The 26,193-nt window shown below is 44.9% G+C and carries 17 protein-coding genes, 4 tRNA genes and 1 pseudogene; 4 read left to right on the top strand and 18 right to left on the bottom strand.

The genetic code is table 11. From position 1 onward, the window contains the following. Positions 1 to 28 precede the first annotated feature (28 nt). From DN752_RS15310 to DN752_RS15290, 6 genes are all read right to left on the bottom strand, one after another. Positions 29 to 2,947, bottom strand: a complete 2,919-nt coding sequence (locus DN752_RS15310) for a glycosyl hydrolase 115 family protein (protein WP_112784754.1) — start codon at positions 2,945 to 2,947, stop codon at positions 29 to 31. A 194-nt stretch (positions 2,948 to 3,141) separates the two neighbouring features. Then, positions 3,142 to 4,308, bottom strand: a complete 1,167-nt coding sequence (gene uxuA, locus DN752_RS15305; RefSeq protein WP_112784753.1) for a mannonate dehydratase — start codon at positions 4,306 to 4,308, stop codon at positions 3,142 to 3,144. Positions 4,309 to 4,320: 12 nt separating this feature from the next. Further along, complete coding sequence (locus DN752_RS25355) at positions 4,321 to 4,464, bottom strand: DUF5597 domain-containing protein (RefSeq protein ID WP_170134493.1); 144 nt, start codon at positions 4,462 to 4,464, stop codon at positions 4,321 to 4,323. Positions 4,465 to 4,661: 197 nt separating this feature from the next. Continuing rightward, positions 4,662 to 7,544 carry a glycosyl hydrolase 115 family protein gene (locus tag DN752_RS15300; protein ID WP_112784752.1) on the bottom strand — a complete coding sequence of 961 codons (2,883 nt, stop codon included), beginning with the start codon at positions 7,542 to 7,544 and terminating at the stop codon, positions 4,662 to 4,664. A gap of 39 nt (positions 7,545 to 7,583) precedes the next feature. Next, a complete protein-coding gene (locus tag DN752_RS15295) occupies positions 7,584 to 9,527 on the bottom strand; it encodes a RagB/SusD family nutrient uptake outer membrane protein (RefSeq protein WP_112784751.1) in 1,944 nt (647 codons plus the stop codon). 7 nt (positions 9,528 to 9,534) lie between these two features. Next, complete coding sequence (locus DN752_RS15290; RefSeq protein ID WP_112784750.1) at positions 9,535 to 12,639, bottom strand: SusC/RagA family TonB-linked outer membrane protein; 3,105 nt, start codon at positions 12,637 to 12,639, stop codon at positions 9,535 to 9,537. 624 nt (positions 12,640 to 13,263) lie between these two features. Here DN752_RS15290 and DN752_RS15285 point away from each other — a divergent pair. From DN752_RS15285 to DN752_RS15275, 3 genes are read left to right on the top strand one after another with little or no spacing between them, the layout of a single operon-like run. Beyond that, positions 13,264 to 14,301 (top strand): LacI family DNA-binding transcriptional regulator, encoded by a 1,038-nt coding sequence (locus tag DN752_RS15285; protein ID WP_112784749.1) that lies wholly within the window; start codon positions 13,264 to 13,266, stop codon positions 14,299 to 14,301. A 35-nt stretch (positions 14,302 to 14,336) separates the two neighbouring features. Next, positions 14,337 to 16,499 (top strand): alpha-glucuronidase family glycosyl hydrolase, encoded by a 2,163-nt coding sequence (locus DN752_RS15280; RefSeq protein WP_112784748.1) that lies wholly within the window; start codon positions 14,337 to 14,339, stop codon positions 16,497 to 16,499. 10 nt (positions 16,500 to 16,509) lie between these two features. After that, positions 16,510 to 17,265, top strand: coding sequence for an SDR family NAD(P)-dependent oxidoreductase (locus DN752_RS15275; protein WP_112784747.1), 756 nt, complete (start codon positions 16,510 to 16,512; stop codon positions 17,263 to 17,265). A gap of 42 nt (positions 17,266 to 17,307) precedes the next feature. On the opposite strand, the gene DN752_RS15270 is transcribed toward DN752_RS15275, so the two are convergent. The 8 genes from DN752_RS15270 to DN752_RS24510 form a co-directional block, all read right to left on the bottom strand. After that, positions 17,308 to 17,598, bottom strand: coding sequence for a hypothetical protein (locus tag DN752_RS15270; protein WP_162633227.1), 291 nt, complete (start codon positions 17,596 to 17,598; stop codon positions 17,308 to 17,310). Positions 17,599 to 17,609: 11 nt separating this feature from the next. Continuing rightward, positions 17,610 to 17,930 carry a hypothetical protein gene (locus DN752_RS15265; RefSeq protein WP_112784745.1) on the bottom strand — a complete coding sequence of 107 codons (321 nt, stop codon included), beginning with the start codon at positions 17,928 to 17,930 and terminating at the stop codon, positions 17,610 to 17,612. Between the two features lie 564 nt (positions 17,931 to 18,494). Further along, complete coding sequence (locus tag DN752_RS15260) at positions 18,495 to 19,475, bottom strand: M20/M25/M40 family metallo-hydrolase (protein WP_112784744.1); 981 nt, start codon at positions 19,473 to 19,475, stop codon at positions 18,495 to 18,497. Between the two features lie 611 nt (positions 19,476 to 20,086). Next, positions 20,087 to 20,159 (bottom strand) — tRNA-Lys (locus DN752_RS15255). 466 nt (positions 20,160 to 20,625) lie between these two features. Then, positions 20,626 to 20,699 (bottom strand) — tRNA-Arg (locus DN752_RS15250). Positions 20,700 to 20,726: 27 nt separating this feature from the next. After that, positions 20,727 to 20,801, bottom strand: a tRNA-Pro gene (locus DN752_RS15245). 36 nt (positions 20,802 to 20,837) lie between these two features. Beyond that, positions 20,838 to 20,910 (bottom strand) — tRNA-Lys (locus tag DN752_RS15240). Next, complete coding sequence (locus DN752_RS24510; RefSeq protein ID WP_162633226.1) at positions 20,901 to 21,074, bottom strand: hypothetical protein; 174 nt, start codon at positions 21,072 to 21,074, stop codon at positions 20,901 to 20,903. Before DN752_RS24510 ends, DN752_RS15240 begins: the two co-directional genes overlap by 10 nt. Positions 21,075 to 21,393: 319 nt before the next feature. On the opposite strand from DN752_RS24510, the gene DN752_RS15235 reads away from it, so the two are divergent. Next, positions 21,394 to 22,008 (top strand): SH3 domain-containing protein, encoded by a 615-nt coding sequence (locus DN752_RS15235; RefSeq protein ID WP_317048498.1) that lies wholly within the window; start codon positions 21,394 to 21,396, stop codon positions 22,006 to 22,008. Between the two features lie 55 nt (positions 22,009 to 22,063). Here DN752_RS15235 and DN752_RS15230 read toward each other — a convergent pair whose 3' ends face one another. From DN752_RS15230 to DN752_RS15215, 4 genes and pseudogenes are all read right to left on the bottom strand, one after another. After that, on the bottom strand, positions 22,064 to 22,972 hold the full coding sequence (locus DN752_RS15230; RefSeq protein WP_112784742.1) for a sugar phosphate isomerase/epimerase family protein: 909 nt from the start codon (positions 22,970 to 22,972) through the stop codon (positions 22,064 to 22,066). A gap of 65 nt (positions 22,973 to 23,037) precedes the next feature. Beyond that, complete coding sequence (locus tag DN752_RS15225; RefSeq protein ID WP_112784741.1) at positions 23,038 to 23,589, bottom strand: gluconate 2-dehydrogenase subunit 3 family protein; 552 nt, start codon at positions 23,587 to 23,589, stop codon at positions 23,038 to 23,040. Positions 23,590 to 23,607: 18 nt separating this feature from the next. Further along, positions 23,608 to 25,286: pseudogene (locus DN752_RS15220) on the bottom strand (GMC oxidoreductase). 39 nt (positions 25,287 to 25,325) lie between these two features. After that, on the bottom strand, positions 25,326 to 26,192 hold the full coding sequence (locus DN752_RS15215) for a hydroxypyruvate isomerase family protein (protein ID WP_112784740.1): 867 nt from the start codon (positions 26,190 to 26,192) through the stop codon (positions 25,326 to 25,328). Position 26,193 lies beyond the last annotated feature (1 nt).

Raw genomic sequence — 26,193 nt, 5'->3', positions numbered from 1 at the left:
GCTGGATACCTCTACCAATGTGGAAATGCTATTTCTTCGTTTCAGGTAAAAGCCCATATCCTTCTTTCAGGGAAGACCCGGTTTTTACGCTGATCACGTCCAGCAGCAGCCCGGGATCTACCCAAAACACCTTCAGGGTATTGAGTCCTTTCTTAAGGGAAATTCCTTCGGCTGTTTTGATGGCGGCGTTGCGGAGCACGTTTTGCTTCCACTCTTCGCTCCTTCCATGCGTCTCAAAGTCCAGCACCTGAACTGCACCACCATTTACCGAATAGCCTAACCTAAGACCATTTTCCTTGGTCAATGGATGGGAAGGCAAGCATTGAAAATCAATGGACACTTTATCCGTCCGCTCATCCATGTAAAACTCATAAATCAAAGAAGCTTGGGCTTCAAAGTCCCCTTTTGCGCTAGCTTGCTTCAGGGGTGAAGTCCCCATCACTGCCCCGCTATGGCCCAATCCCTCGATGAGCTGCCAGCTTAGTTGATCATGGGTGTTTTTATGGCTGTAGTTTTCGGCATATATAATCACTTGCCCGTTATCGTTGACAAATTTAACACCCTTAGCCTCTTTCATATTATTCAACTCTACCAGAACGGATTCAGCCTGGCCATCCACCTCAAGGTGAATTTCTCCATTCACCTTCGATCCTGACGGGGCAACTTTTGACCAATCTACCTCCACCCAAATCCTAGTCTCTTTTTGGCCAGTGGGAGCCAACACACCTGAAGATTGATTCAAGAGGATATAATCCGGTTTGGAAACCACCTCCCAAGAGGCTTCTGATTCGTTTTTCAAGAACAGGTCAAAGAAATATTTCCGCTTGGTGGCATTATTAAAGACTGGAAGTTTATCTCGGGCCATTGCTCCCCGCTCCAGGCTTATCCCTACAGAATGTTTGGTGGGCTTCCGTTTTGCAAGGGCAATTTCCGGATCCTGATATACTGGCAACCTTCTGGGGGCATGATCCATCATATGATTCCATTTACCATCTAGGAGTTGCTGGTTATAAAAGGCCGTTTCCTCCACTATTTCATCATAAGCGGCATGGCTCAAAGCTGCGTAATCAGCCGCCGATAACCTTCCTTCCTTTTGGTAGCTCAGTGCTTTCTGTCGATAGAGGAATTTCTGATTCATCAGGGAAGCTCCCCTCACTGGATAAAAAGCCAACTGGTAAAAAGCGGGAAAATGCTCTTCGTCCATAGTGGATTTGATTTCTTGCAGCTCCTCCTCCATCGCCTGATAAGCACCGATTCTTTTTTCTACTTCATCACCAGCCACAAAGGGACTATAGGCACTTTCGAATACTGGCGTAGTAGGTTCGGTCTGGCTCCAGCCCATAAATTCAGGCCTGCGCTCAAAGGCCAATTGGTAATACTTCCATTTCACTTCTGCAATGGTCTTTCCCTGCTCGCCAAAAATCCCTTTATACCAAGCCGTCAAATGGTCTTTGACGTAGGCGGGTTGTTCGAAAGGCCGCACAGCATAGGCCATATCCATAAACAGTTGGATATTATATTCCAATGGTTTGATATCCCCCACATTGAGCACCCAAATATCCCGCGCATCAAGCCGATAAGCTTTCATCATCTCCTCCCTGATCAGAGCAGGATGGGTGGAGCTTAGCCATAGGTAATCGTGTGGCCTTCCCCAATAAGATGCGTGGTAATAAACACCCGATCCACCTGCTCGCTGGCGTTCATCGGCATCACTGAGTCGCCGGATATAACCGTAATTATCATCTGGCCAGACCAAGGTAATGTCATCCGGCAAATCCAACCCTGCGTCATAAATCCCCAGCACTTCCTTATACGCAGTAAAGGCCTGCGGAACCACCGCTGCATCGGAGGCAATGTGCTTTTCGAGCATGCCCCGCTGGTCTTGGATGACCTTTTCCAATAGCTGCGCAGCCTCTTCTGTGCTGCCGGCACCTTCCATCCCGCTGTCATGCACCCCTCTCATACCGACGGTGTACACAGCATCAATGCCTTGGCTTTCCTCCACCCTTTGGTCCCAATAGTTGTAAACTTGGTCCCGGTTGGTAGTATAGTTAAAGTCCCCAAGTACATCATGATCCCACTCATCAACATTATTGCGGAGCATAGGCTCTGCATGGGATGTACCGATGACAACACCATAATTCTTTGCCATCTCGGCATTGCCTGGATAATGGAAAAATGCTTTGGTACTTGGGTGCATGGCCGGCCAAATAAAATTGGCTTTCAGCCGTAGCAAAAGCTCAAAAATCTTGGCGTAGGTTTTAGGGCCAATATCACCTATCTCCGGCTCAAAGGTCTTCGCAGCCCAAGGCTGGAGGCCCCAGTCCTCGTCATTGAGAAAAACCCCTCTATATTTGACAGATGGCTCTGCACTGGTAAAAGGTTCTGTGCTGATATACAATTCCTCAAGAGGCTTGACAGGCACATCTGCCCACCAATTCCACGGACTGACACCAATCTGCTCAGAAAGCTCATAGACCCCAAAAACAGCACCTCGCGGATCACTTCCCGCAATAACCAACGCTTCATCAATACCTGGAAAAGGCTGCTGGACCACCTGTCGGTGAAACACTTCCCATTGCCCCTTGATCATGCTAACATCCAATTTACCTGACTTCTCCAGCGCATTGATTATCTGGCTTTTTCCCACTACTCCAATCACCACCACATGCGAATGCCCGGCCAAGTCCTCTTTTTCCAGAAGGTCTGGCGACTGGCCTGTAACGGCATGGACATCTTTTTGAAAATTTTCTGTGGCTATCAAAACGCTCTTTTCGACTTCGTCGTCCACCACCAAGGCAGTGGCAACATCTGCCGCCAACGGAAAACGTCCTGCTCCAGCATGTCTGGAGACTACGTCATTTGACTGCCTGGCAAAAACCTCACTTTGGACAAAAAAAAGATTAGCTAATAGTGCAAAAAGGAAGGTGTGTATACTAATGTTCATTAATGGTTGTTTTTTTAACGGATTCTCACTACTAATTCCGGGTTAAATAAACATAGAAGAAAGAGGGCATCGCTCAATTTATTGAATCGGTGAGCCAAGAGCACTGGAACGAAGCCTACAAAGCATCTTGATTTGGCTCTTTCATCCTACGTCCATCTTCCACTCCACATGCAACTATTTGTATTGGCTCCCTCTTAGTCTAACAAGCCCGCTTCGATCCCTCTTTCGAGACCACGAAGTTCTGCCAGTCCTTTCAGGCGGCCGATCGCCGAATAACCCGGATTGGTCACTTTCTGCAAATCGTCCAGCATCTGATGGCCATGGTCAGGACGAAAAGGAATTGGGCTCTTTCGCTGCGCATTTAGCTGGACCAGTCGCTCCATAACGGCACACATATCTACATCACCGTCCAAGTGATCCGATTCATGGAAATTGCCCAAGGCATCTTTTTTCACATTTCTCAAATGGGCAAAGTAAACACGATCGCCTACGGCATCCAGGATAGCAGGTAAGTCATTATGCTCACCGGCTCCCAGTGATCCCGTACAGAAACAGATCCCATTAAAAGGCCTATCCACTGCCCGAATGATGTGCTCCAAATCCTCTCCGCTAGAAGCAATACGAGGCAATCCCAAAATCGGAAATGGCGGATCATCCGGGTGTATGGTCATCAGGATGCCCTCCTCCTCACAAACGTCTGCTATGCTTTCCAAAAAATAGGTCAGATTTTTTTGTAATCCATGCTTGCCTATGCTGCTATATATCTCGATGCTTTCGTGAAGGGCCTTCAAGGTCACCCCGCCTTCTGTGGGTACTCCCATCAGGATAACTTCCGTTAAAGCTTCCTTTTTTTCTTTGGGCATCTTAGCAAATCTAGCTTCTACTTGCGACAGGATTTCCGGCTTATAAAACGCCTCTCCACCTTCTCTTTGCAAAATTTTCAAATCAAACACCGCAAGATCTGTCCAATCCAAGTACAGGGCCTTTGCGCCATTTCCGAGTGGCCACGCCAAGTCTGTCCGTGTCCAGTCCAAAACAGGCATAAAGTTATAGCAGACGGTTTTTATACCACACTTGGCCAAGTTCCGAAGGGTTTTCCGGTAGTTTTCCAGGTAAAATTCAGCATGCTCATTCTTGGTTTTTATGGCCTCATGTACTGGGACACTTTCTACTACGGACCATTGCAACCCCTCCTTTTCGATGATGGCTTTACGCTCTTGGATAAGCTGAATGGGCCATTCATCCCCATGCGGAATCTGGTGCAAAGCCGACACCACCCCCGTGGCTCCCGCTTGCTTGATATCCTGTAAACTCACCGGGTCATTGGGCCCGTACCACCGCCATGTTTGGATCAATCCCATTGTTGCTTTAGTTTATTTATATTGATACAATTTCAGTTTCTGAATGCCATAATTTCCCGTTTCAATTCTCAAATGCCTGCCTTGGTGACTTTGGTCCCCGTTCATTTTGCGACCTGCCTGCCAGTTTCCACTCTTATCCTTCAAGGCCTGTTTCAGCCTCTCAAAATAAACAGAAAACGTAAACTCGGAACGTGCATTAGCCTACCTATTGCGTTCACAGCTCTTCCCGACATCAGCCTGGACAAGCCACTACGATTCCTAATGCATAATCCGGGTTAAAAGCAGTTCACTGTCAGTTCACAGAAAAGTTTGCAAAACGCAATTACTTTTGCCAGCATTAGGCATTGGCATTCTCATATTTCTTTATTTAGGCTTTCTGGAGGTCCTAGATAACTTGGCTTTAACCCACCTGCATCAATCACAAATTTTTGGATTACTACACCAGGGTCAATAAGCCAGACTTTTAATGTGTGAATTCCTGCTTTAATGTTTTCATGCGTAGACACTCTCTTTTTGATGTGGTTACCAACAGATTTTGTCCACCATTCTGCATATTCCCAGTCAGGTTTTACTTCATCTTTGTTAATGTTAATAATCGTAGGCTTTTCATTATCAACAGCAACAGCAAATTTAAGTCCTCCATTTTTAAGAAAATCCTGGGTGGGAGAAAGATAGGTTTCGATTTTTAAATCTTTGTCTCCTAATAAGGTGAACTCATATTCTACGTAAGAAGTGTTTTCATCCAATTCTTGACTTTCATGGTTCATTGGCAACCCGACGATTGATGAATGCGTTCTGCCTAAGTTAGGAATGACCTCCCAATGAGCATCTTTGGCGTCCTGCTTTTTTGTATAATTAGCAGCTTCAATAGACACCACCCCATTATTTTCAATAAAACCAGCTACTTTGGGTGAAATGTTTCTTATAGGAACTTCTATTAAATAGTTATGGCCAGCACCCGAAATTTCAATCTCTCCAATACTATTTTCTTTTGGTGCTTTGTCCCAATCAATACTTACATCAATACGTTGGTCGTACTGTACGGAACCGCCCTTTGACGATAAAATTATCCAATCATTTTTGGCTGTAATCGTAAAATCCAATATTGCATCACCTCTGTTAAAGACATCAATATAATAATGCTGGTCGTTTATAGGATCAAATTGGGAAAATGATTCACTATACAGCCCATCTCCCTCAACACTAAATCCTCCCCAATCAGGTTCAGAGCCATTTTCTAACATATACCCCAATGTTCCACTTTTATGCGTTTGGACATAGGATACAGGGGGCATTTTATTAGCTGGAGGATGATTCCAACTAGTATAACCAATATGAGTCTGGGACATCATATGATTCCACTTTCCATTCTCTAAATCTTCATGATACTGACGAGTAAGCTCTTTATCCCTGTAAAACAACTTTTTAACCTTATCCGCATAGACATTAGCAGAAGCCCTTCCTTGTTCTGCATATAGCTTGTTTTTTGCGGCAGTTATATACATTTCATTTAAATTACTACACATTGCCAATGGAGAATGAACTAATTGATAATAGGCAGATTTATAATTTTCAGAAAGGTTATTATAAATCCTATCACTTAATTGTAAAAGGTGTTTAAACTCTGATAATACCCTATCTGCTTCCCGGTAGTTTTTTAAACTATAGGTTTCAGGTGTCAACATTTCAGGTACTCGCCTTGCATTATACTTTGTATAAAGAGCAATAATATTGGCAATTTCCTCAGCATCTTGATTGCCAAATTGCTGCCTTGCCCAATTGACATAATACTCTGGAAGGCTATTGGGGCTGAATGCTTCCACATCCCAAGCCATATCAAGAAAAAAGCTGATAGGAAATTCCATAGGTTTGATATCCCCGACATTCACCAACCACAAATCTTCCACTCCCCAATCATAGGACAGTTTCATTTGTTCCCATGTTCTTTCTATTTGAGTCACGTTTTGCCAACGATAGGAAACGGGAGCACCCACATAATCAAAATGATAATACATACCGAATCCCCCTTTATAGTCCGCATCCTCTTTTTTAGGAAGCATCCTCACATTTCCCCAATTATCATCGCATAAGAGTATCATGATATCATCATCTACTCTCATTCCCTTGTCATAATACTCTTGAACCTCCTTATAAATAGCCCAAACCTGCGGGACCTCTTCTGCGGGTCTTTTAGTTACTTCAGAAATGATTTTTCTTTGGTCGGCAATAATTGTTTGCATCAAATCAACGGCAGCATCTTCACTCATAGCTTCATCACCATCACCTCGCATACCAACGGTAACCACACTTTCATAATCTCCCATGCGTTCAATTCCTCCTTTCCAAAATGCTTGTAATTGCTCCTTGTTTGTCTCATAATTCCAAGCACCTCCTTTATACCTTCTCCACTCATCATGGGCACGCATCATGGGTTCATGATGGCTTGTAGAGATTACAATCCCGTATTCATCTGCCAATTGGGGATTCAATGGATCATCATCAGAAAACGCAGTTGGTAACCACATTGCCGGCCATAGGTAATTTGCTTTGTTTCTTAACAACAACTCATATACTTTTTCATAAAACCGGTGGTTCAACCCACCAAATTTCTCCGTTGCCCAGTACCGTAATGCAGGAGACTCGTCATTTAAAAATATCCCCCTATACTTCACGGAAGGAGAATCTGAAACGAAAGACAAATTTTCAATATTTAAGGCATCACTTTTCTTTGGAGGAACGTCTGCCCACCAATACCAAGGTGAAACCCCAATCTGTTCTGAAAGTGTAAAAACACCAAAAGCAGTTCCACGTTTATCACTTCCTGCTATAACCAACGCCTCATCTACACCATCAAATGGTTGAGAAATTGTCTTAATTACAAATCGCTCCCAATCACCTTTAATCACCGAAAACTCAGCGTGTTTTTTCGCTAAACTGTCAATCATTTCGCTTTGACCAATGGTCCCAATAATTACAACATTTCCTTTTAAATTATTGAGTGAATCCGTAACATTTGGCTTTATGTCAGTAATTCTTTCGACATCTTCTGCAAATAAACTTGCTGTTCTTTCCACTAGTTTAGCATCGGTCCTGTCATAGTAAATAGTCGAAATTTTATTTCCATTTACTACCTCAAAAACATTTTCATTCAGATTGTTTTCATAATCCAAATTGATCTGCCCCAATGCAAATTGCGGTAGTATCAGGAAGAAAAATAATCTTATTACTAGATTCATGTTATTTGACTTTCAGTTTTTCCTGCTTGTACTTAACACTCAATACCCTGGGTTTTGATAGCTGCTGTTATCCCCTTCCATTGCGTCCATTTGGCCTTGGGGAATTGGGCGTAAGTAGTGATATGGTTCTATGGTTCGGGTCACCGTCTGCGGAGTATGGTCGCCATAATTGGCTCCCCCTATGCGGTATGTTCCCGCCAGCTCATCCCACTTCTGGGTCCTCACCAGATCAAACCAGCGATAACCTTCACCGAAGTATTCACGGGATCGTTCGTGCAACACATAATTGACATCAATCTGGGAAGGAGTCGCCGCCACCATCTCGGCACTATGGTCTTCGACTTTTTCTTCGTTGTCATTATTGTCCCATCGCCATTTTCCGGCCCTGGCTCTAATGACATTGATCAGCTCTCGGGCGGTCTGAGAACCAGTGGCTCCTTTTACCGCTGCCTCAGCCGCCACAAAGTACAGCTCAGAAAACTTCGCTATGTTAAACGGACGGGTACTTCCTGCGTTGGGCTGTCCAAGGCCATTTCCATTATCCGTACGGTACGGCCCCAGCTTCCAAAGGCCCGGATAGACAATCCTACTGACTCCACTTGGAGGAATGACAAAGTCAGCCCTTCCCGGCAATACTCCTGCACCGATATTGCCTCCTTGGCTTGTGGGAGTAGGATACTGCACTGGAGTAGCAGGCTCTTCATCAAGAAAAGTCAATATCGCATCGCCCGGCTGCACCTCCATCAAATTGGCATTGTACACAGGGCCACTGATGACAGGCTCCCGGTCAATATTGGCCCTGTACACCGAAGTGAAAGTACCGTCATAGCGGGAGTCATTGGACTTGTCCGCAAAGGTGTTGGTAATGGCACCGACAGTAGGACACATCCGTGTCCAAGGACGCCCCGTGGCTTGGATAGCAGCCCTTCTAACCGACTCGATATCATTTGCCCACTGCGAATTAGAGGAGCTACTCCTAATAACGGTGTAATTCCAAGTCATCATCCATCCGGCAAAGTTATCGGGAGCACTACCGCCTCCATAAGTCAAGCTTCCTCCATTGTAAAACTCACTAGTTTCGGTATGATCAGCATACAGCAGTATTTCATTATTGCGGTCATTTTGAGCCAAGTTGACATCATAAAAGGTCTCCTGCAGCCCAAAAGGCCCCGGATCCTCTATGCCTTCCAATGCCATATCATAGGCCTGCTGGAAATACCATTGTGCATCATGTCCATCCGGGTCCACTCGCTGAGCTTCTGGATAAGTCGGTATATTATTGGGATTCTCCAACCACCATCCATAGGTGAGGTAAGCTTTTGCCAAGTAAAGACGCGCCAGTGTTTTGGTAGCTGTCCCTGTCAGACGACTTGACGCTGGAAGGTCATTTACGGCCGTAAGCAGGTCCGGAAAGATACTTTTCGTATATACTTCAGGTACGGTATTCCTTACGGAAGTCCTGATAGGATTGGTATTAAAGACCAATTCCCCTGCGCCCAAATCCAGCGGCACTCCACCAAAAGTCTGTACCAACAAGAAATAATCAAAGGCCCTAAAAAAACGAGCTTCCGCAATAAGTTCGTCCGAAATACCTGCCTCTTCGGCAAATTGGATCACGCCATTGGCCGTGTTGATATTGGAAAAAGCTGCCCCCCATAATGCATCTGTGCGGCTGCTGGAGGCATCGATAACACCTTGTCCACTAAGGTCCATGACCAGAAAGTTTTGGTCAGCACTCTGGGCATAGGTCACTTCGTCCGTCCCGGTCTGGCAGGTGTTATAGTAATAAGCTTGTCCATATATATAGCGTAAGTGGGCGTACATCGAGGTCAACCCTCCCAATACACCTTCTTCTGTCTCAAAGAAACCTGGTTCGAAACTACTGCGAGGCTGTTCGTCCAGCAGATCTGTACAGGAGGAAAGCAGGACCGTTATCGAGGCCACTCTCATCCATGTTTTTATATATTTATGTATTGTTTTCATGGTTATTTTAGAATGTCAAGTTAATACCTACTATAAAATTGCGCGTTGCCGGTGAGTTAGTACCAATGGTCAACAACCGATTGGGGTAATTGTCGGTTATTGCGGCATTTTCGTCACCGTAGGAATTGGTTTCAGGGTCCATTCCTGACTCCTTATGGAAAGGTGAGAACAAGACAAATGGGTTCTGCACGGCACCATAAACTCTCAACCTGCTGATACCCGCCTTGTTCATCCAGTTACTGCCTTGGTCAAAATTATACCCAAGCGTCATGGTTCGGATTTTCAGGAAAGAAGCGTCGAAGTACCCCAATGTATTCCCATATTTTGGATTATCTCCACTGGCCAATCCCCCTGGAGCGGGGTATCTTGCTCCTGTATTTTCAGGTGTCCAATAGTCCACTTTAACATTATTCCTTCGTCCGCTGAGCATATTAAGGTAGCCCGTTGAAGAATGGAGTGTACTGATCAATATGCCACCGCTTTTAAAAGCCCCCACAATGCTAAGGTCAAAATTCTTGTACGCCACACGGGTATTAAAGCCTCCCATAAAATTGGGTTGAAGATCCAGTATCTGGCGATCATCGGGACCTATTGCCCGCGAAGGTGTACCGTCTTCTTCGTATTCACCGGTATATTTCACCTTAATCATCCCGACATTGCCCCCTGGCTCCAGCACGTCCAGATAAGGGTCGCCTTCTTGCCATAGTCCTTGGTATTCGTAGTCGTATATTACATTGATCGGATGGCCTACAAACCACCAGTTTCCTTCATCTCTTTGTTGTTCGGAAGCCAGTGACACGAGCTTATTACGGTTAGCATATAGGTTAACCCCGGCCTCCCAGGTCCAATCATTGTTTTGGATAATGGTACCATTTAATGATATTTCAATCCCCTTGTTCTGGGTTTCTCCAATATTCGCCGTATAACTGCTCACGCCCGAGGTCCCTGGCAGATTGACCCCCAAAAGAATGTCTTTTGTGTTGGTCACATAATATTCGACGGCACCGGACAGTCGGTGGTCAAACAAACGGAAGTCAAGGCCGAAGTTTAATGTTTCAGAATACTCCCAGCCCAGGTTTGGGTTGGGAAGGGCGTTTACATAGTAGCCTGTAGCATAGGTATCATCCCCAAAATTGTAAGGACGGGTTCCCAATCCCCCCAGCGTCGCATAAGGAGCAATGGCCTGATTGGAAGTCTGCCCATAGCCAGCTCTTAGCTTCAGCATATTGACAAAAGAAACATTGTCCATAAAAGCCTCATCTCCTATATTCCACCCTGCAGAAACGGCTGGATAAGTATGCCACTTATGCCCTGGAGCCAGCCTAGAGGAGCCATCTGACCTTAGGGTGGCCGAAATCATATACCGGTCATCGTAAGAGTACATGACCCTTCCCATAACAGATTTCAACCCCCAAACCTCGTATTGTTGATCATCAGGATTGATCTGTATCTCCCCATTGGCGTAGCCAAGGTTATAGAACTGAAACTGATCTGCAGGTATATCCCTTGCCCACATCCTTGAACGATTGAATTTATTCTGCTCGGAGGAATATAGAGCCGTCACATTGATGATGTGCTTATCTGCAATCGTCTTGTCATAGGTCAAAAGGTTTTCGACAATCCAGTGATACGTATGGGAATTGCCAACAGCTGCTGTAGATGGTGTCTCAGGGTTTGCGCTGTTGATCCCTTTACCGGTGTATTCCCCTTGGTTGCTCTGGCGATAGTCCAGCCCCAAGTTTACCCTGTACTTCAATCCTTCCACTCCTGGGATTTTAAGTTCTCCGTACAAGGCATTATAAGTGGCATAAGACCTGGTCTCATTCAGCCATTGATCCTGTACATTATTAATCACCTCCCTAGTCGTCACCCAAGTCTCATCCAAAGGCATGTTGATGGTTCTTCTGGGCGTGCCATCATCCTCATAAGGTGACGCAATCGGTGACATGCTCAGGGTATTGTATAATCCCACTTGGGACCCTTGTCGTTCGTTATAGTTACTGTTGGAATTAAAACCAATCCTGAAATGCTGACCGATCTCTTGGTCCACAGATGCCCTTAAGGAGAATCGATCGTACCCTTGGGTCGGCACCACTCCTTCGTCATGGTAGTACCCCACTCCAAAGCTATAGGTACTTTTCTCTCCACCACCAGTCACATTGATGTCATGACTGGTCATCACGCCGGTCCGATAAAACAGGTCTTGCCAATCGGTATTGACATCATTGGATTCGTCAGCGCCATTGGTATATAAGCCTGCAGCCTCCCGCATGGCAATAAATTCCGGACCATTCATCATTGGGTAGTTGGCAAAAACAGTCTTAGGGCCATAAAAACCATTATAGCTCACTTTGGCCTCTTGCCCCTTGGCACCTTTTTTGGTGGTGATCAAAATCACGCCATTGGCACCACGGGAACCATATATCGCCGTGGCCGAGGCGTCCTTCAGCACATCTATGCTTTCAATATCTTCGGGGCTGATATCACCTATAGATCCCGCAAAAGGAATCCCGTTAAGCACAATCAGTGGGTCATTGCTCGCAGATAGTGACCGGTCACCCCGAATACGGATCTGCATAGTAGCACCGGGCTGGGTAGAAGTCTGTGAAATATCAACTCCAGGAAGACGCCCCTGCAAGGCCTGGGTGACATTTGCTGAGGCCACTTCTCTCATCTCATCACCCCCTATCGATGCTACGGATCCCGTAACAGCTTCTTGGCGTAAAGTACCATAGCCGACTACGACGACCTCCTCCAAGGAACTCATGTCTGGCTGCATATCCACATCAATGGATGTCTGGTTGCCTACTTTTATCTCCTGAGGTGTATAGCCCAAAAATGAAAAAACCAATGTCGCTCCCTCCTGAACAGATATACTATAATCTCCATCCAAATTAGTCACTACGCCATTGGCTGTTCCTTTCTCCTGCACTGCTGCACCCGGCAGTCCCATTCCGTTTTCATCCAGCACCACTCCTGATACTGTTACATTTTGAGCCGTTGAAAGATGGGCCACTAGCATAAATACCAGCATCAACAACCATTTCACGAGGTCCCTGCAAGATCGTCGGTCACTCTTTGACCGGACACTCTTGGTAAAGGTAGAATCCATATTGTTTGGTTTTTTGGGTTAAACTAACTGTACAAAATCACCAAGCCTATCAGCCACCCACACAAGCGGTATTCTGGAAGCATTGGCAGGATAAACCTCACAAAAAAAAACATAAATTACAACCGATTGCAGAAATTTTTTCATACCTAAATTTAGAAGAAATTCATAAAACACCATTCATAAAACGGATATAAAACCAACTAAATCGATTAATTAACCAACAACGATGATATTAACGATGCTAAGAACTCCTAACTAATTTGCAGCATCATTAAAAACATTCTTCCTATGCGCTACTTAGCCTAAAAACAACAATACAAACACGTTACAACCACCTCTCCCCAGTATTTCCAATCATAAAAAAGACATTTTATAACTACTTAAAATATGAAATCGGTTTCATATATTGCCGAGATCCTGTATATTCGCCATAATAAAAAGTGTTAGATTTGACATTTAAGGATATTTCAGACCTTAAAAATCACGCCATATTTAACCAGAAAATTCCAATATGAAACCGATCGGAATGAAAAACAATGATTACTTTGGCCATTTCATACAGCCCATACCGGCAACCGATCCCAAGCTATTACCTACTCAATTTAGCAAAGTACTTTAACCATCATGAACAAGGAAATCACCATATACGACATCGCCAAAGACCTTGGGGTATCCCCCACCACGGTCAGCAGGGCGCTGAACGATCACCCGGCCGTCAATACCAAAACCAAACAACGCATCTTCGAGGCCGCAGACCAAATGGGCTATCGCTCCAATGTCTTCGCTTCCAACCTGAGGAGGAAAAGCACCAATAACATTGGCATCATCGTCCCACGGCTCAATAGCTCCTTCCAGTCGTCCGTACTGGCAGGCATGGAGAAGGTAGCCAATGAAGCCGGCTTCAATCTGATCATCAGCCAATCCCTCGAATCCTACGAAAAGGAAAAAGCTAACGCCAGGTCCATGTTCAACAGCCGCGTGGATGGCTTACTGGTTTCCTTGGCAGGCAACACGGAAAAAACCGAACACTTTCAGGCCTTTATGGACAAAGGAATACCTGTCCTGTTCTTTGACAGGGTAGCATCACAAACTGGCTGTACGGGCGTAATCATAGACAACAGACAAGCGGGCTATAACGCCACCAAACACCTTATCCAGCAAGGCTGCAAGCACATCGTACATGTCTTGGGCAATCTCAACATCAACGTCTATGCAGAAAGACTCAAAGGATACAAGTACGCCCTAATGGATCATGACATCGCCTTTTCACAAGATAATGTCATCCATTCCGACCTGAACGAGGAAGCAGGAGAAGACATTGCCAAGAAAATAATGGCCATGAAACCGATGCCCGACGGACTCTTTGTGTCCAACGACGCCTGCGCTGCCAGCTGCATTCGATCACTCAAACAAGCGGGCATCGCTATCCCCGGAGACATTGCCGTGGTAGGATTCAATAACGACGTTATTTCCAGACTCATAGAACCCAACCTCACCACCACCCACTACCCCGGATATGAAATGGGCGAAGTGGCCATGAAAAACCTGATCAATCACCTCAGTGACAGCACTGAAGGTGTTTTGCAAAACACGAATACGATAACCCTAAGATCTGAATTGATCATTAGGGATTCTTCGCTAAAAAAGAAAAGCGAAGCTTGATCAATAAAACCCGAAAACAATAAAACCCAGAAAATATGAAAAGGTCGCTTTCCCTACTTTTTGTTTTGGCACTGCTGTGCATTGCTCACCACACTTGTCTCGCTAATGACGGCTACAACCTATGGCTGCAGTATCGCCCTGTGCAAAACTCCCCATACCTGTCCAGTTACCGAGAACAGGCACAACACATCACCCTTCCCGGACGAAGTGCCACCTCCAACATCATCCAAGAAGAGCTCCAACGTGCGCTTGGAAAAATGCTAGACACCACCCCGGAATTCTCCAACGCTCCAAACCCAGCAACCACCCTCATTATCGGCACACGCAAACAGCTCCCAGAACTCAGCGCAACAGTGGACGATGAAACATGGAACAACCTTGGCACCGAAGGATTTATCATCCGACGCATACAGCACAATGGTAAAAACACCCTATGGATCGCCGGAAATACCGATCAGGCCTTGCTCTACGGAACATTTGACTTTCTAAAGCTCCTACAAACACATCAAGACATCAGCTCACTGGACATCACTTCCATACCGAAAACGAAGATCAGGGTGCTTAACCACTGGGACAATCCCGACAGAACCGTGGAGCGTGGATATGCTGGCTCCTCGATTTGGGACTGGCATAGGCTTCCCGATTACATCAAGCCACAGTACATTGACTATGCCCGCGCCAATGCATCCATCGGCATCAACGGCACGGTCCTGACCAACGTAAACGCCAATGCCCAGGTACTCACGCCATATTTCCTTAAAAAAGTCGCTGCCCTGGCAGACACTTTCCGACCATATGGCATCAAGGTGTACCTCACCGCTCGGTTTAGCGCACCCATAGAAATCGGAGGATTGGACACAGCTGATCCCGTTAATCCCGACGTCCAGCAATGGTGGGACGAAAAGGTCAATGAAATCTACCAATACATTCCTGATTTTGGCGGGTTCCTCGTCAAAGCAGATTCAGAAGGACAACCCGGCCCGCAAAACTACAACCGAACCCAGGCCGAGGGAGCCAACATGCTGGCCAAAGCACTTCAAGCCCACCAAGGAATAGTGATGTGGAGGGCCTTTGTGTACAGCAACGAAACCCCAGACGACCGCGCCAAGCAAGCTTACAATGAATTCAAACCCCTTGACGGCAAATTCGAGGACAACGTCCTGGTACAGGTAAAAAATGGTGCCATCGATTTCCAGCCTCGCGAACCCTTTCACCCACTCTTTGGCGCCATGCCCAAGACGCCTCTGATGATGGAATTCCAGATCACCCAAGAATACCTCGGACAAGGCACGCATTTGGTATTCCTTGGCTCGCTATTCGAAGAGGTCCTGGACACCGACACGTATGCGGAAGGACCAGGATCCACCGTAGCAAAGGTAGTTGACGGCAGCCTTGACGACCACGCGCTCACCGGAATGGCCGGTGTATCCAATATCGGCACAGACCGTAACTGGACGGGGCACCAGTTTGGGCAGGCCAACTGGTACGCCTTTGGGAAATTAGCGTGGAACCCAGCTGAAAGCGCCGCCGACATTGCACAAGAATGGTCAAGGATGACCTTTGGCAATGATGAAGAATTGGCCACCAAAGTGAAACGCATTATGCTTCAATCCCACGAAGCCGTGGTCAATTACATGACCCCACTTGGGCTCCACCACATCATGGGATGGAGCCACCATTACGGCCCCGGCCCTTGGGTCACTGACAAACACCGAGATGACTGGACTTCTACCTATTACCACCAGGCCGGGCCTGACGGCATTGGCTTTGACCGTACAGCATCTGGCAGCAATGCCCTGTCACAATACGCCCCTGAAATCCAGCAGCAGTACAGTGACCTGAGCACTTGCCCCGAAAAATACCTTTTATGGTTTCACCACCTTCCATGGGATTATACGATGAAATCAGGCAATACACTATGGAATGAGATCGCCCTTCATTACCAAAAAGGGGTCGACCAGACCCAAGATATGCTCGACGACTGGAAATCCATCCAAAACCATGTGGACGACCAGCGATATGACCAAGTACTTGCTTTTCTCCAAATACAGCACAACGAAGCGAAATGGTGGAGAGATGCCTGCCTACTCTATTTCCAGCAGTTTTCCAAAAAAGACCTACCTGAAGGAGTACCACAACCTGAGTATTCATTAGACCATTATCAAAATTACACGCCCGTATTCGTTCCGGGCATATAAGAACAATCAAATGAACCTTACCAAAACAAACAGACCAGTTGCCATCGTCACTGGCGGCGCATCAGGGCTAGGACTGGCCACTAGTAAAAAACTCTGCGGCAACGACATCACAACCGTCATCATCGGTAGAAATAAAACCAAACTGATAGAAGCCCAAAAGGAACTTGGCTCCAATTGTCATTACTACGTTTTTGACTTAAATGACCTGAACAATATCCCAGCATTGATCAATTCCATCATTGCTGAGCATGGGAAAATTGACATTCTGGTCAACAATGCCGGCATCAATATGAAAAAGCCATTCATTGAAGTTACCGACGAGGAGTTTCAACAGATCATCACCACAAATGTATCGGCAGTATTTTCATTAAGTAGGGAGGTAGCCAAGATCATGGCAGACCAAAAAAGCGGGGCAATCGTCAATATCAGCTCGATGGCATCCCAATACGGCATCCCAAAAGTCATTGCCTATACCGCATCCAAATCCGCCATAGAAGGCATGACCAAAGCTATGGCGGTAGAGCTCTCACCGTTGGGCATCAGGGTGAATTGTGTGGCACCTGGGTTTATCGCTACAGAAATGTCCGCCAAGGCCCTCGACGGAGACCCAGAAAGAAAACAGAAAGTACTCTCCAGGACTCCCATGGGAACGCTCGGCAACCCCGAACATATTGCTGATGCCGTTTATTACCTCACCTCAGAAAGCGCTGGCTATGTCACCGGAACAGTACTACCAGTGGACGGCGGCAACTCCATTGGCTTTTGAACCTGGAATTAATGCCGTTTAGTTAAGGGGATTCCCTTCTTTTCATATACCTAAAAGTCCTTTTTTTTGATTGACTTTGACTGGGGAAACCTGATCATCTTGGTGGATTTTATCCTTTTCCTTTTTTCCATTGATGAAAAAAGAAAGAAAAAAATCTAGGCCGGTGGTATGCCCTTTAAAATGGAACATGGATTTACCCTGCGACCGAGATCCGTCACCCATTTTAATTTCCACCCGATGGCTACGACCTAAAAGTGAGTGGGTCTCGCTGTTCCACGACGCGAGCCAACTCCCTTTCTTAACGGCCTCCACCATCGGCTGGAAAACAGGCATACCAAGGGCCGTCATATGGAAACAACACCTTTTTGGGACTTATTAATCGGATCCGCCTTGCAGGTATTGGGCGTTAAGAAATTAAAAAGTGGGCAGGCAAAAAGGCAGGCTTGTTTGACGAAATGCTGGCCAAAAAGAATGTTGGCAGCTAAAAAGGAGGAGTTTGCCTGCATGAGGGAAGGTTTTAATTTTAGGCCAATAGATGCACAGCGGCGGGGTTTTTTGGTTACTTTTTTGACCTGAAGCAAAAAAGTAACAAAGGTAAAGGGGTGAAAACCACCTAGGAATTTAGCTAGAAAAATAACTACCCAAGGAAAAAATATAGAGCCCATATTTTCCAGATACACACTAACTAAACGGCATTGAACCTGGAATATGCATTAGCCTACCTACGCCACGGCGCACAACTATGCTTAAATCCGGAATATGCATTAGCCTATCTGTTGCGACCTGAAACTGCTTCAAAATCAGCCGTTTCACTTTAGTTTTCGGCATAACCGTAGCGGTGCTACGCTAATACCTCCAAACTAACTGATTTTCTTGCAATTTCAGCTCTCACTACGATTCCTAATGCATAATCCGGGTTAAACCGTGTTAAATTCGGGGCCAAGCGTAAAAGTTGGGGACTGCCAGTTTGTTAATGGTAAAACCACGAATAAATAAAAAAGGCCACATCGTCCCAAAGATACCAAGTGCAAGCTGAAACCTGTACTGAAAGGGATTTATAGTTGCTTTGTGCCTTGGTGGCGTATCAGTGTTCTGATAAATAAAGAAATTTATCGTCCCCCAGAAATACGGCTTGACCCTAAACTCGGATTAAAAGATCAGTCCTTAAAAAAATAAAACCCAAGGTCACCAACCGGACCTTGGGCTTTTTAAAATGATATTGAAAGGGCCTAATCTTGATTGATAAATGTCAACTCATAATTCTTATTGACGACCCTTAAAAGCACCTTATATATATATTCCGCAATTGTTCGCTCTCCGCTAATATTCAGCAGATCCAACGTGTCTTCAGGTCGATGATACTCATCATGCCCTCCCGTATGCAAACCGACCGCAGAAATACCAGCCCTGTAAAAGGACACATGATCGGACCCTCCTACTTCTCCCGCATGGACAACAGGATTTAGCCCCATCTCAACTCCCAAATCCCTCATCAACTCTACTCCTCTTGGAAAAGTACCTGCTCCACCCATATAAATTTGTTTTTCAGCATTGAGCCTCCCGACCATATCCATGTTAATCATTAATTTTACCTTATCCTTATCGACCGGTAAATGATCCACAAAATACTTGGATCCCAAAAGGCCTTGCTCTTCGGCTCCGAAAGCCACAAAGATCACACTCCTATCCAGCATATAACGGTTACGCGCTACTTTCTCAGCTATCTCCATCAAAGCCGCTACACCACTTGCATTATCATCTGCACCAGGGTGAACTTCTTTACTTCCGGGCTTTTTGGATGATGGCCCACCATGCCCCAAATGGTCATAATGCGCCCCGATTACCACGTACTCCCCCTTGAGATAATTATTGTTTCCTTCTACATACCCCACCACATTCCAAGTTTTCACCTCTTTTCCTGAAGCTTCATCGCCTGATGTTCTCAGCTTAGCTTGGAACTTCTGAAGAAAATCTCCATCAAAAGACTTCAAACCATAGTTTTCGTACTCAGCCCGAATATATTTCACGACTCTTCTGTTACCAGCAGTGCCTGGATACCTTCCTTTTGTTTTGGAGGAAGTTAAAAAAGCCACATGCGCTTCTAATTCATCCTCGGTTATCATTGCATCATTTACTTGAGCAGCAACCGTACAGCCAATACAACTGCTAAAAACTGCCCACAATACAGCGTTGATCAATAGTCTCCTCACGTTAATTATAGGTTTTGGTGCATTCCGTTAGATTAAAAGTAAAAACGAGACCAAATGAATGAAAGTTTAATTTAATTAGATGGCTCGTAATTTTATCTACTTAGATCCTGCTAAAATTTTTACAAGATTAATTATATATCCTCGATAATTCCAAACTAATTTAAGAAAATTTTACTCAAATACAATTCTATATTGATTTTAAACATATTTACCACTACAAAATACTAAAAATATCACTATTTCACCTATTTGGCTTTGATAAATTTGATTGAAACCTTTCTTGCCAGTAGGTTATATTTCTCACGGAACGCACAGGACACCCAGAATGAAATAGGGCTCCTTTGAAATTTCCGTCGTTTCTGTGAGAACTTATTCAGTATTTATGCGATTACTGGATTCATTGCAGATATGGATATTAGTAAAACAGAACACTGCGTAGTTAAATAAAACTTAAACAAATCCACTCAGACAACAATTCCTACAATGCACATTCAGCAAAATGACATTTGGTATTGTCTAAGAATTCTACAGAAAATTGAGCGACTAGCAGCCCTAGGACTAACCATACAGCCCTAAAAGCAAAAAACCTGACTCGTAAGTCAGGCTTTAAGTGATCCCGCTGGGGCTCGAACCCAGGACCCATACATTAAAAGTGTATTGCTCTACCAGCTGAGCTACGGAATCATTATTTCATCTCCTTCGGTAGCGTTTACTCTACCATCCCGATCGCTATCGGGATACAGAATCATTATTTCATCTCCTTCGGTAGTGTTTTACGCTACCATCCCGATCGCTATCGGGATACGGAATCATTATTTCATCTCCTTCGGTAGTGTTTTACGCTACCATCCCGATCGTTATCGGGATACGGAATCATTATTTTATATCCTTTGGTAGTGTTTTTCTCTACCATCCCGATCGTTATCGGGATACGGAATCATTATTTCATCTCCTTCGGTAGTGTTTTACGCTACCATCCTGATCGTTATCAGGATACGGAATCATTATTTTATATCCTATGGTAGTGTTTACGCCACCATCCCGATCGTTATCGGGATACAAGGTTTTTACTTTTTTTCAATCACTAACCCTTCTTCCAAGAACAGCATATCAATTCAATAAATAAGCGGAAATTGCTTTCCGCTTATTGTGATCCTGAAAGGACTCGAACCTTTAACCTACTGCTTAGAAGGCAGTTGCTCTATCCAGTTGAGCTACAGGACCTGATACTTTTATTTCAAAGTATGATAGTCGGGGTGGCAGGATTCGAACCTGCGACCTCCTGCTCCCAAAGCAGGCGCGATGACCGGGCTACGCTACACCCCGAATTTCCCCCTGTCCCTCGTTTGGAACAACTTAAAGTGATCCCGCTGGGGCTCGAACCCAGGACCCATACATTAAAAGTGTATTGCTCTACCAGCTGAGCTACGGAATCATTATTTCATCTCCTTCGGTAGTGGTTACTCTACCATCCCGATCGCTATCGGGATACGGAATCATTATTCTATCTCCTTCGGTAGTGGTTACTCTACCATCCCGATCGCTATCGGGATACGGAATCATTATTTCATCTCCTTCGGTAGTGTTTTTCTCTACCATCCCGATCGTTATCGGGATACAGAATGATAATCTTTTCTTTCTTTGTCAGTAAAACACACCATCATGCTGATGGCAATCGAAAGAAGGATTTCTACTTTTCAAATTCCAAAAACCTCTTTTGATTTTCGCTTATTTTTGTCAATTTCGACTTGCTTTTTGTTATATCTTTGTCGTAATTGGACTGCAAATTTAAGAGACTATTTTAAAAATGCCAAACATCAAACGAAACTTTATTATAAAATTTTCAATCTTTTTAATCGTTATCCTGCAAAGCATTAATTGCCAGGCAAATAACGAAAAGCTGATTTTAGCAGATTCTTTGTTCAATGCTAAAAGCTATCAAGAGGCCTACAATCTCTATACAGACATCCTCCAAAATGAAGATGCTTACTCTCCTGCCATGCTCCTAAAGATGGCTTACATTACGGAAGGCATGGGGAATTACGAAGACGCCTCACTGTATCTCTCAAAATACTATGATCACAATCCTTCCCCTAAAGTCATCAGTAAGATCAAGTCGCTTACAGACCAACCCGAATTAAAAGGATATACTTTTTCTGACAAAGCACAATTCTTCAAGTTGCTCACCGACCACCAACAACCCATCACTGGAACGTTAGCTTTACTATTGATTATTTCTCTGATATTAGTTTTGGTAAAGAAAAAAGCGAACAAGCCTAAATACCTTATTCCTAGTATGATCTTGGTAGCACTGGTGTTTTTAAGCAATAACCTTTTGAATGCGCCCCAAACAGGCATCATCAAAGAAAGTCCGACCATCATCATGGGAGGACCTACTGCAGCGGGCAAATTCATCGACAAGGTCAACCCTGGACACAGGGTAATTATCAAGTCATCAGAAGACATCTGGTACCGAATCGACTGGAATGGACAGGATGCCTACGTAAAAAAGGAAGCCATATCTAAGCTCTAAAAAAAAGGCAGCCCACCTGAGCTGCCTTTCTGTATTCTTCAATTGACTTGAGTGATTAAATTTCCAGTCCCTTTAAATAAGAAGCATTTTTTTCTGCAGCCTCCATCGGTGTGACACCAGAGAATTTCTCTTGCTCAACGATAAAATAATTCATACCGTTATCTTTGGCTGTCCTAAGTATTTCGCCATATTCAATGGATCCATATCCTAGCACAGTGGATGCATTATGTTCCCCGGAAGGTGCTCCTTTTTCTCGGTCTTTCACATGGCAGAGCCTAAAACGGTTCTTGTATTTCTCAAAATACGCCTGTGGATCCGCTCCTGCCGTAACGGCCCAATAGATATCAAGCTCAAAATCCACCAATTCAGGATCAGTGTTTTCCAGCAAAAAATCCTGAGGCATTTGTCCTTCCAACTCTTCAAAGGTATAGCCATGGTTATGGTAGGCAAAACGCACGCCATTTGACTTACAAATCTCCCCGACTTTGTTAAACTTGTCGGCCATTTTTTTCCATTCTTCCATGGACTTTTGCGCCCCTACATAAGGAGCAATGAGGTATTGCATACCAATCTCGCCGGCTTCAGCAGCCAGCTTTTCCGTGTTTTCAAACACATTGGCATGAGAAGCTACAAAATCCAATCCCAAATCCTCCGTAAAGGACTTAAACTCCGTATTCTTCATCCCCCAGAAGATCCCTTTGCCGCCGTCAAAGCCTTCGATCTGATTATAGCCATAACCTGCTATTTTCTTTATGGCCTCTTGGGCATTCTCTGCCATATCTCCTTTTACAGAGTACAGTTGGATACCAAAACTCTCCAACTTTTCCTTAACGGATTCTTTTACCGCCTCCTCTACAACGGCTGTCTCACTTCCACTTTTGGGAGAAGCACAAAACTGCAATGGCAAAAACGAACCAGCAGTAAAAGCTGCTCCCAGCTTTAAAAACTTCCTTCTTTTGTTCATAATAGGGTTTTGATTAATGATTGTAAAAACAGGACAGCGCGGGGGCGCTGTCCTGTTTATGGGACTTAAATAGCGTACGCTTTATCCCCTTTTTTGTAGTCGATGCATGGCTCCCACTTGCCCGGAACTTCCACGTAATTCAGCGCTTTGGTGGCGCCTATTTCGGAAGTAAAATAACCCAGTACAGTAAGGTCTTTTAGCATATTGAAATACTTCGGTCCATCATCATTTTTTGCCGCAGCATTTAGTTTGTTGAGATAGGCAGTTCGCTCTTCTTGTGAGGCATCCATAAAGTCTTTCCCTACTTCTTCTTCAAAGCCCTTCCTTAGGCTATTCAAACCGTCAATAAATTGCTTTTGGTCATCTTCCCAGTAAGTATCCTTTACCATCATCACCATAAAGGAACCTATCCCCACAGCTTTGGCACCTGGAGTGTCAGTAGTTGGGATGATAGTATCACCGATCTCATCCAGAAAGGCGATTTCTTCTGGGGTAAAATCCAGCCCTTCTATTTGCTTATCAGGTGTACATCCGGTAAGTAGTGCATTGGCACCGACCATGGTACCGCCCATCATAAGCACAAAGCTCTTCAACGCATCTCTTCTGTTCATTGCCATAATTTGTGTCGTTTTGGGTTAAAGATTTCCTTTTTTAAGTTCCTTCACTGCAAACTCCGCCGCTCGAGCCGTCAATGCCATATAGGTCAGTGATGGATTTACCGCTGCGGCAGAAGTCATCGCTGCCCCATCAGTCACAAACACATTCTTGGCATCCCATACTTGGTTATTTTCATTCAGGACGGAAGATTTAGGATCTCTCCCCATCCGGGCAGTTCCCATTTCATGGATTCCTTGTCCGAAGGTATATCCGGAATCATACGTATGGATATCTTTGACACCAGCAGCTTCGAGCATTTCAGCTGCATCGTTCATCATATCCTTACGCATTTTCTCCTCATTATCCTTGATTTCAGCATTCATTACCAATGCATACATGCCCCACTTGTCCTTTACATCTTTACTGATTTTGATGGTATTTTCGTGGTAGGGAAGAATCTCACCAAAAGCCATCATTCCCATACTCCAAGGACCTGGCTCCGTAAGGGCTTCTTTAAGCGGGCCTCCGATATTCATTTCGGCGACATTTCTGCCCCACCCACTTCTACTGGCACCGCCTTGGTAACCAAAACCACGCACATAGTCTCGCTTATCATTACCTACATTTCGATATCGTGGAATGTAAACACCTCCAGGCCTTCTGCCAAAATAATATTTATCATCATAGCCTTCTACAGTCCCTCTTGCTCCCAATCTAAAATGATGATCCATGACATTATGGCCTAGCTCACCAGAGCTACTGCCCAATCCCTCTGGCCAAATATCTGTAGCGGAACGCATCAGCACATGGGCAGAATTAAGCGCCGAAGCACAAAGGAACACGATCTTAGATTTATATTCGATCGTCTCCATAGTTTCTGCATCTACCACTTCTACACCAGTTGCTTTTTTGGTATCCTTATCATACAGTAACCGATGAACGATGGAATATGGTCTCAATGTAAGGTTTCCTGTGGCCATAGCGGCAGGCAAAGTAGACGCCTGGGTACTGAAATACCCCCCAAAAGGACATCCTAACCAACATTTATTTCTCGATTGACAACCTGGCCTACCTGGAAGCGGCTCAGTAATATTGGCTACACGGGAGTTGATGAGGTGACGCTTTCCATCAAATTTTTTCGCTATACGCTCCTTCACGTCCTTTTCGACGCAGTTCATTGCAAATGGCGGCATAAACTCCCCATCTGGCAACACATCAAGACCATCTCTATTGCCTGCAATTCCGGCAAATTTCTCTACATAATCATACCAAGGTGCAATGTCCTTATACCTGATCGGCCAATCCACGGCAATACCCTCCTTCAGGTTGGCTTCAAAGTCCATATCTGACCAACGGTAACTTTGTCTCCCCCAAAGCAAGGATCTCCCCCCACTTGATAGCCCCTGAACCAAGTAAAAGGCTTCTCCTCCACATAGGGAGAAGTATCTTCATGCGCCCACCAGTCCAGCACCAATTCATTCAGCACGTAATCTCTCTTAAGGTTAGGGTGATTTTCTGCCATTTCTGTTGTCCGCCTTCCTCTATGGGGAATTTCCCAAGGAGGCAACGTCGCATTCTTATAATCTTTAACGTGCTCCACATTTTGCCCCCTTTCGAGCAGCAAAACCTTGAGCCCTTTTTCTGTCAACTCCTTAGCAGCCCAACCGCCGCTAATTCCTGAGCCGACGACAATTGCATCATACTCTTGATTTGCCATAATTCATCTATAGGTTTTTGTTAGGTTATCCGGGTTTATTTATATGTCACATAAGGCGATAGCCTCTCTAAGTGACGCGGCCTTGTCGTCAGCCTTTGGGATAAACTCCTGAGCAATATAACCTTTAAAGCCTGTTTTCGCAATGGCTTTAATGATTGCCGGATAATTTAGCTCCTGCGTGTCATCGATTTCGTTTCTGCCTGGATTACCTGCAGTGTGGTAATGTCCATAATATTGGTGATTCTCACCAATCGTACGTATCACATCACCTTCATCGATTTGCATATGATAAATATCATAAAGGAGATTGAAGTTCTCATTGTCCAGTCGTTTGCACAATTCTACGCCCCAAACACTCTTGTCACACATATAATCTGGGTGATTGACCTTGCTGTTTAGCAATTCCATGGTCAGGGTGACGCCGTGCTTTTCTGCCAAAGGCAGCAATTTCTGCAATCCTTTCACGCTGTTTTGAAGACCGGTTTCCTCATCCATGCCATTTCTGTTACCACTGAAACAGATCAGGTTCTTATAGCCATTCTTGGCCACTAGGGGAATCATTTCGGAATAATTCTTGATCAACGTATCATGGTATTCCGTATGGTTAAAGCCTTCTTCAAGGCTGATTTCAGCACCATTGCACATGGAGCTGTACACGCCATGCTTCTGGGCTGTAGGCCAGTCATTTGGCCCCAACAAATCAATGGCGCTAAATCCAATATCTTTGATCAGTACACATAATTCATCCAGTGACAAATGACCATAGGTCCACCGGCACACGGAATGGTTAATATTTCCTTTCAACATGTTTTGTTTATTATTTGCTTTTAAATTCAGGTAAGGCATGCCGCTTAAAGCAGCAGTGCCCAATACCATTTTCTTTAATGCGGATCTTCTTTCTGACATG

Origin of the sequence: Echinicola strongylocentroti (assembly GCF_003260975.1) — a bacterium.
GTDB classification, from domain to species: Bacteria; Bacteroidota; Bacteroidia; order Cytophagales; family Cyclobacteriaceae; genus Echinicola; species Echinicola strongylocentroti.
This window is presented reverse-complemented; position numbering and strand designations above follow the sequence as displayed.

Excerpts from the sequence above, each read along its gene's own strand:
- DN752_RS24510 (WP_162633226.1), bottom strand. The coding sequence starts at position 21,074 with ATGGTAGAGAAAAACACTACCGAAGGAGATGAAATAATGATTCCGTAT.
- DN752_RS15275 (WP_112784747.1), top strand. The coding sequence starts at position 16,510 with ATGAACCTTACCAAAACAAACAGACCAGTTGCCATCGTCACTGGCGGC.
- DN752_RS15265 (WP_112784745.1), bottom strand. The coding sequence starts at position 17,930 with ATGGGCTCTATATTTTTTCCTTGGGTAGTTATTTTTCTAGCTAAATTC.
- DN752_RS15215 (WP_112784740.1), bottom strand. The coding sequence starts at position 26,192 with ATGTCAGAAAGAAGATCCGCATTAAAGAAAATGGTATTGGGCACTGCT.
- DN752_RS15310 (WP_112784754.1), bottom strand. The coding sequence starts at position 2,947 with ATGAACATTAGTATACACACCTTCCTTTTTGCACTATTAGCTAATCTT.
- DN752_RS15290 (WP_112784750.1), bottom strand. The coding sequence starts at position 12,639 with ATGGATTCTACCTTTACCAAGAGTGTCCGGTCAAAGAGTGACCGACGA.
- DN752_RS15285 (WP_112784749.1), top strand. The coding sequence starts at position 13,264 with ATGAACAAGGAAATCACCATATACGACATCGCCAAAGACCTTGGGGTA.
- uxuA (WP_112784753.1), bottom strand. The coding sequence starts at position 4,308 with ATGGGATTGATCCAAACATGGCGGTGGTACGGGCCCAATGACCCGGTG.
- DN752_RS15300 (WP_112784752.1), bottom strand. The coding sequence starts at position 7,544 with ATGAATCTAGTAATAAGATTATTTTTCTTCCTGATACTACCGCAATTT.
- DN752_RS15225 (WP_112784741.1), bottom strand. The coding sequence starts at position 23,589 with ATGGCAATGAACAGAAGAGATGCGTTGAAGAGCTTTGTGCTTATGATG.
- DN752_RS15230 (WP_112784742.1), bottom strand. The coding sequence starts at position 22,972 with ATGAACAAAAGAAGGAAGTTTTTAAAGCTGGGAGCAGCTTTTACTGCT.
- DN752_RS15270 (WP_162633227.1), bottom strand. The coding sequence starts at position 17,598 with ATGCCTGTTTTCCAGCCGATGGTGGAGGCCGTTAAGAAAGGGAGTTGG.
- DN752_RS15295 (WP_112784751.1), bottom strand. The coding sequence starts at position 9,527 with ATGAAAACAATACATAAATATATAAAAACATGGATGAGAGTGGCCTCG.
- DN752_RS15280 (WP_112784748.1), top strand. The coding sequence starts at position 14,337 with ATGAAAAGGTCGCTTTCCCTACTTTTTGTTTTGGCACTGCTGTGCATT.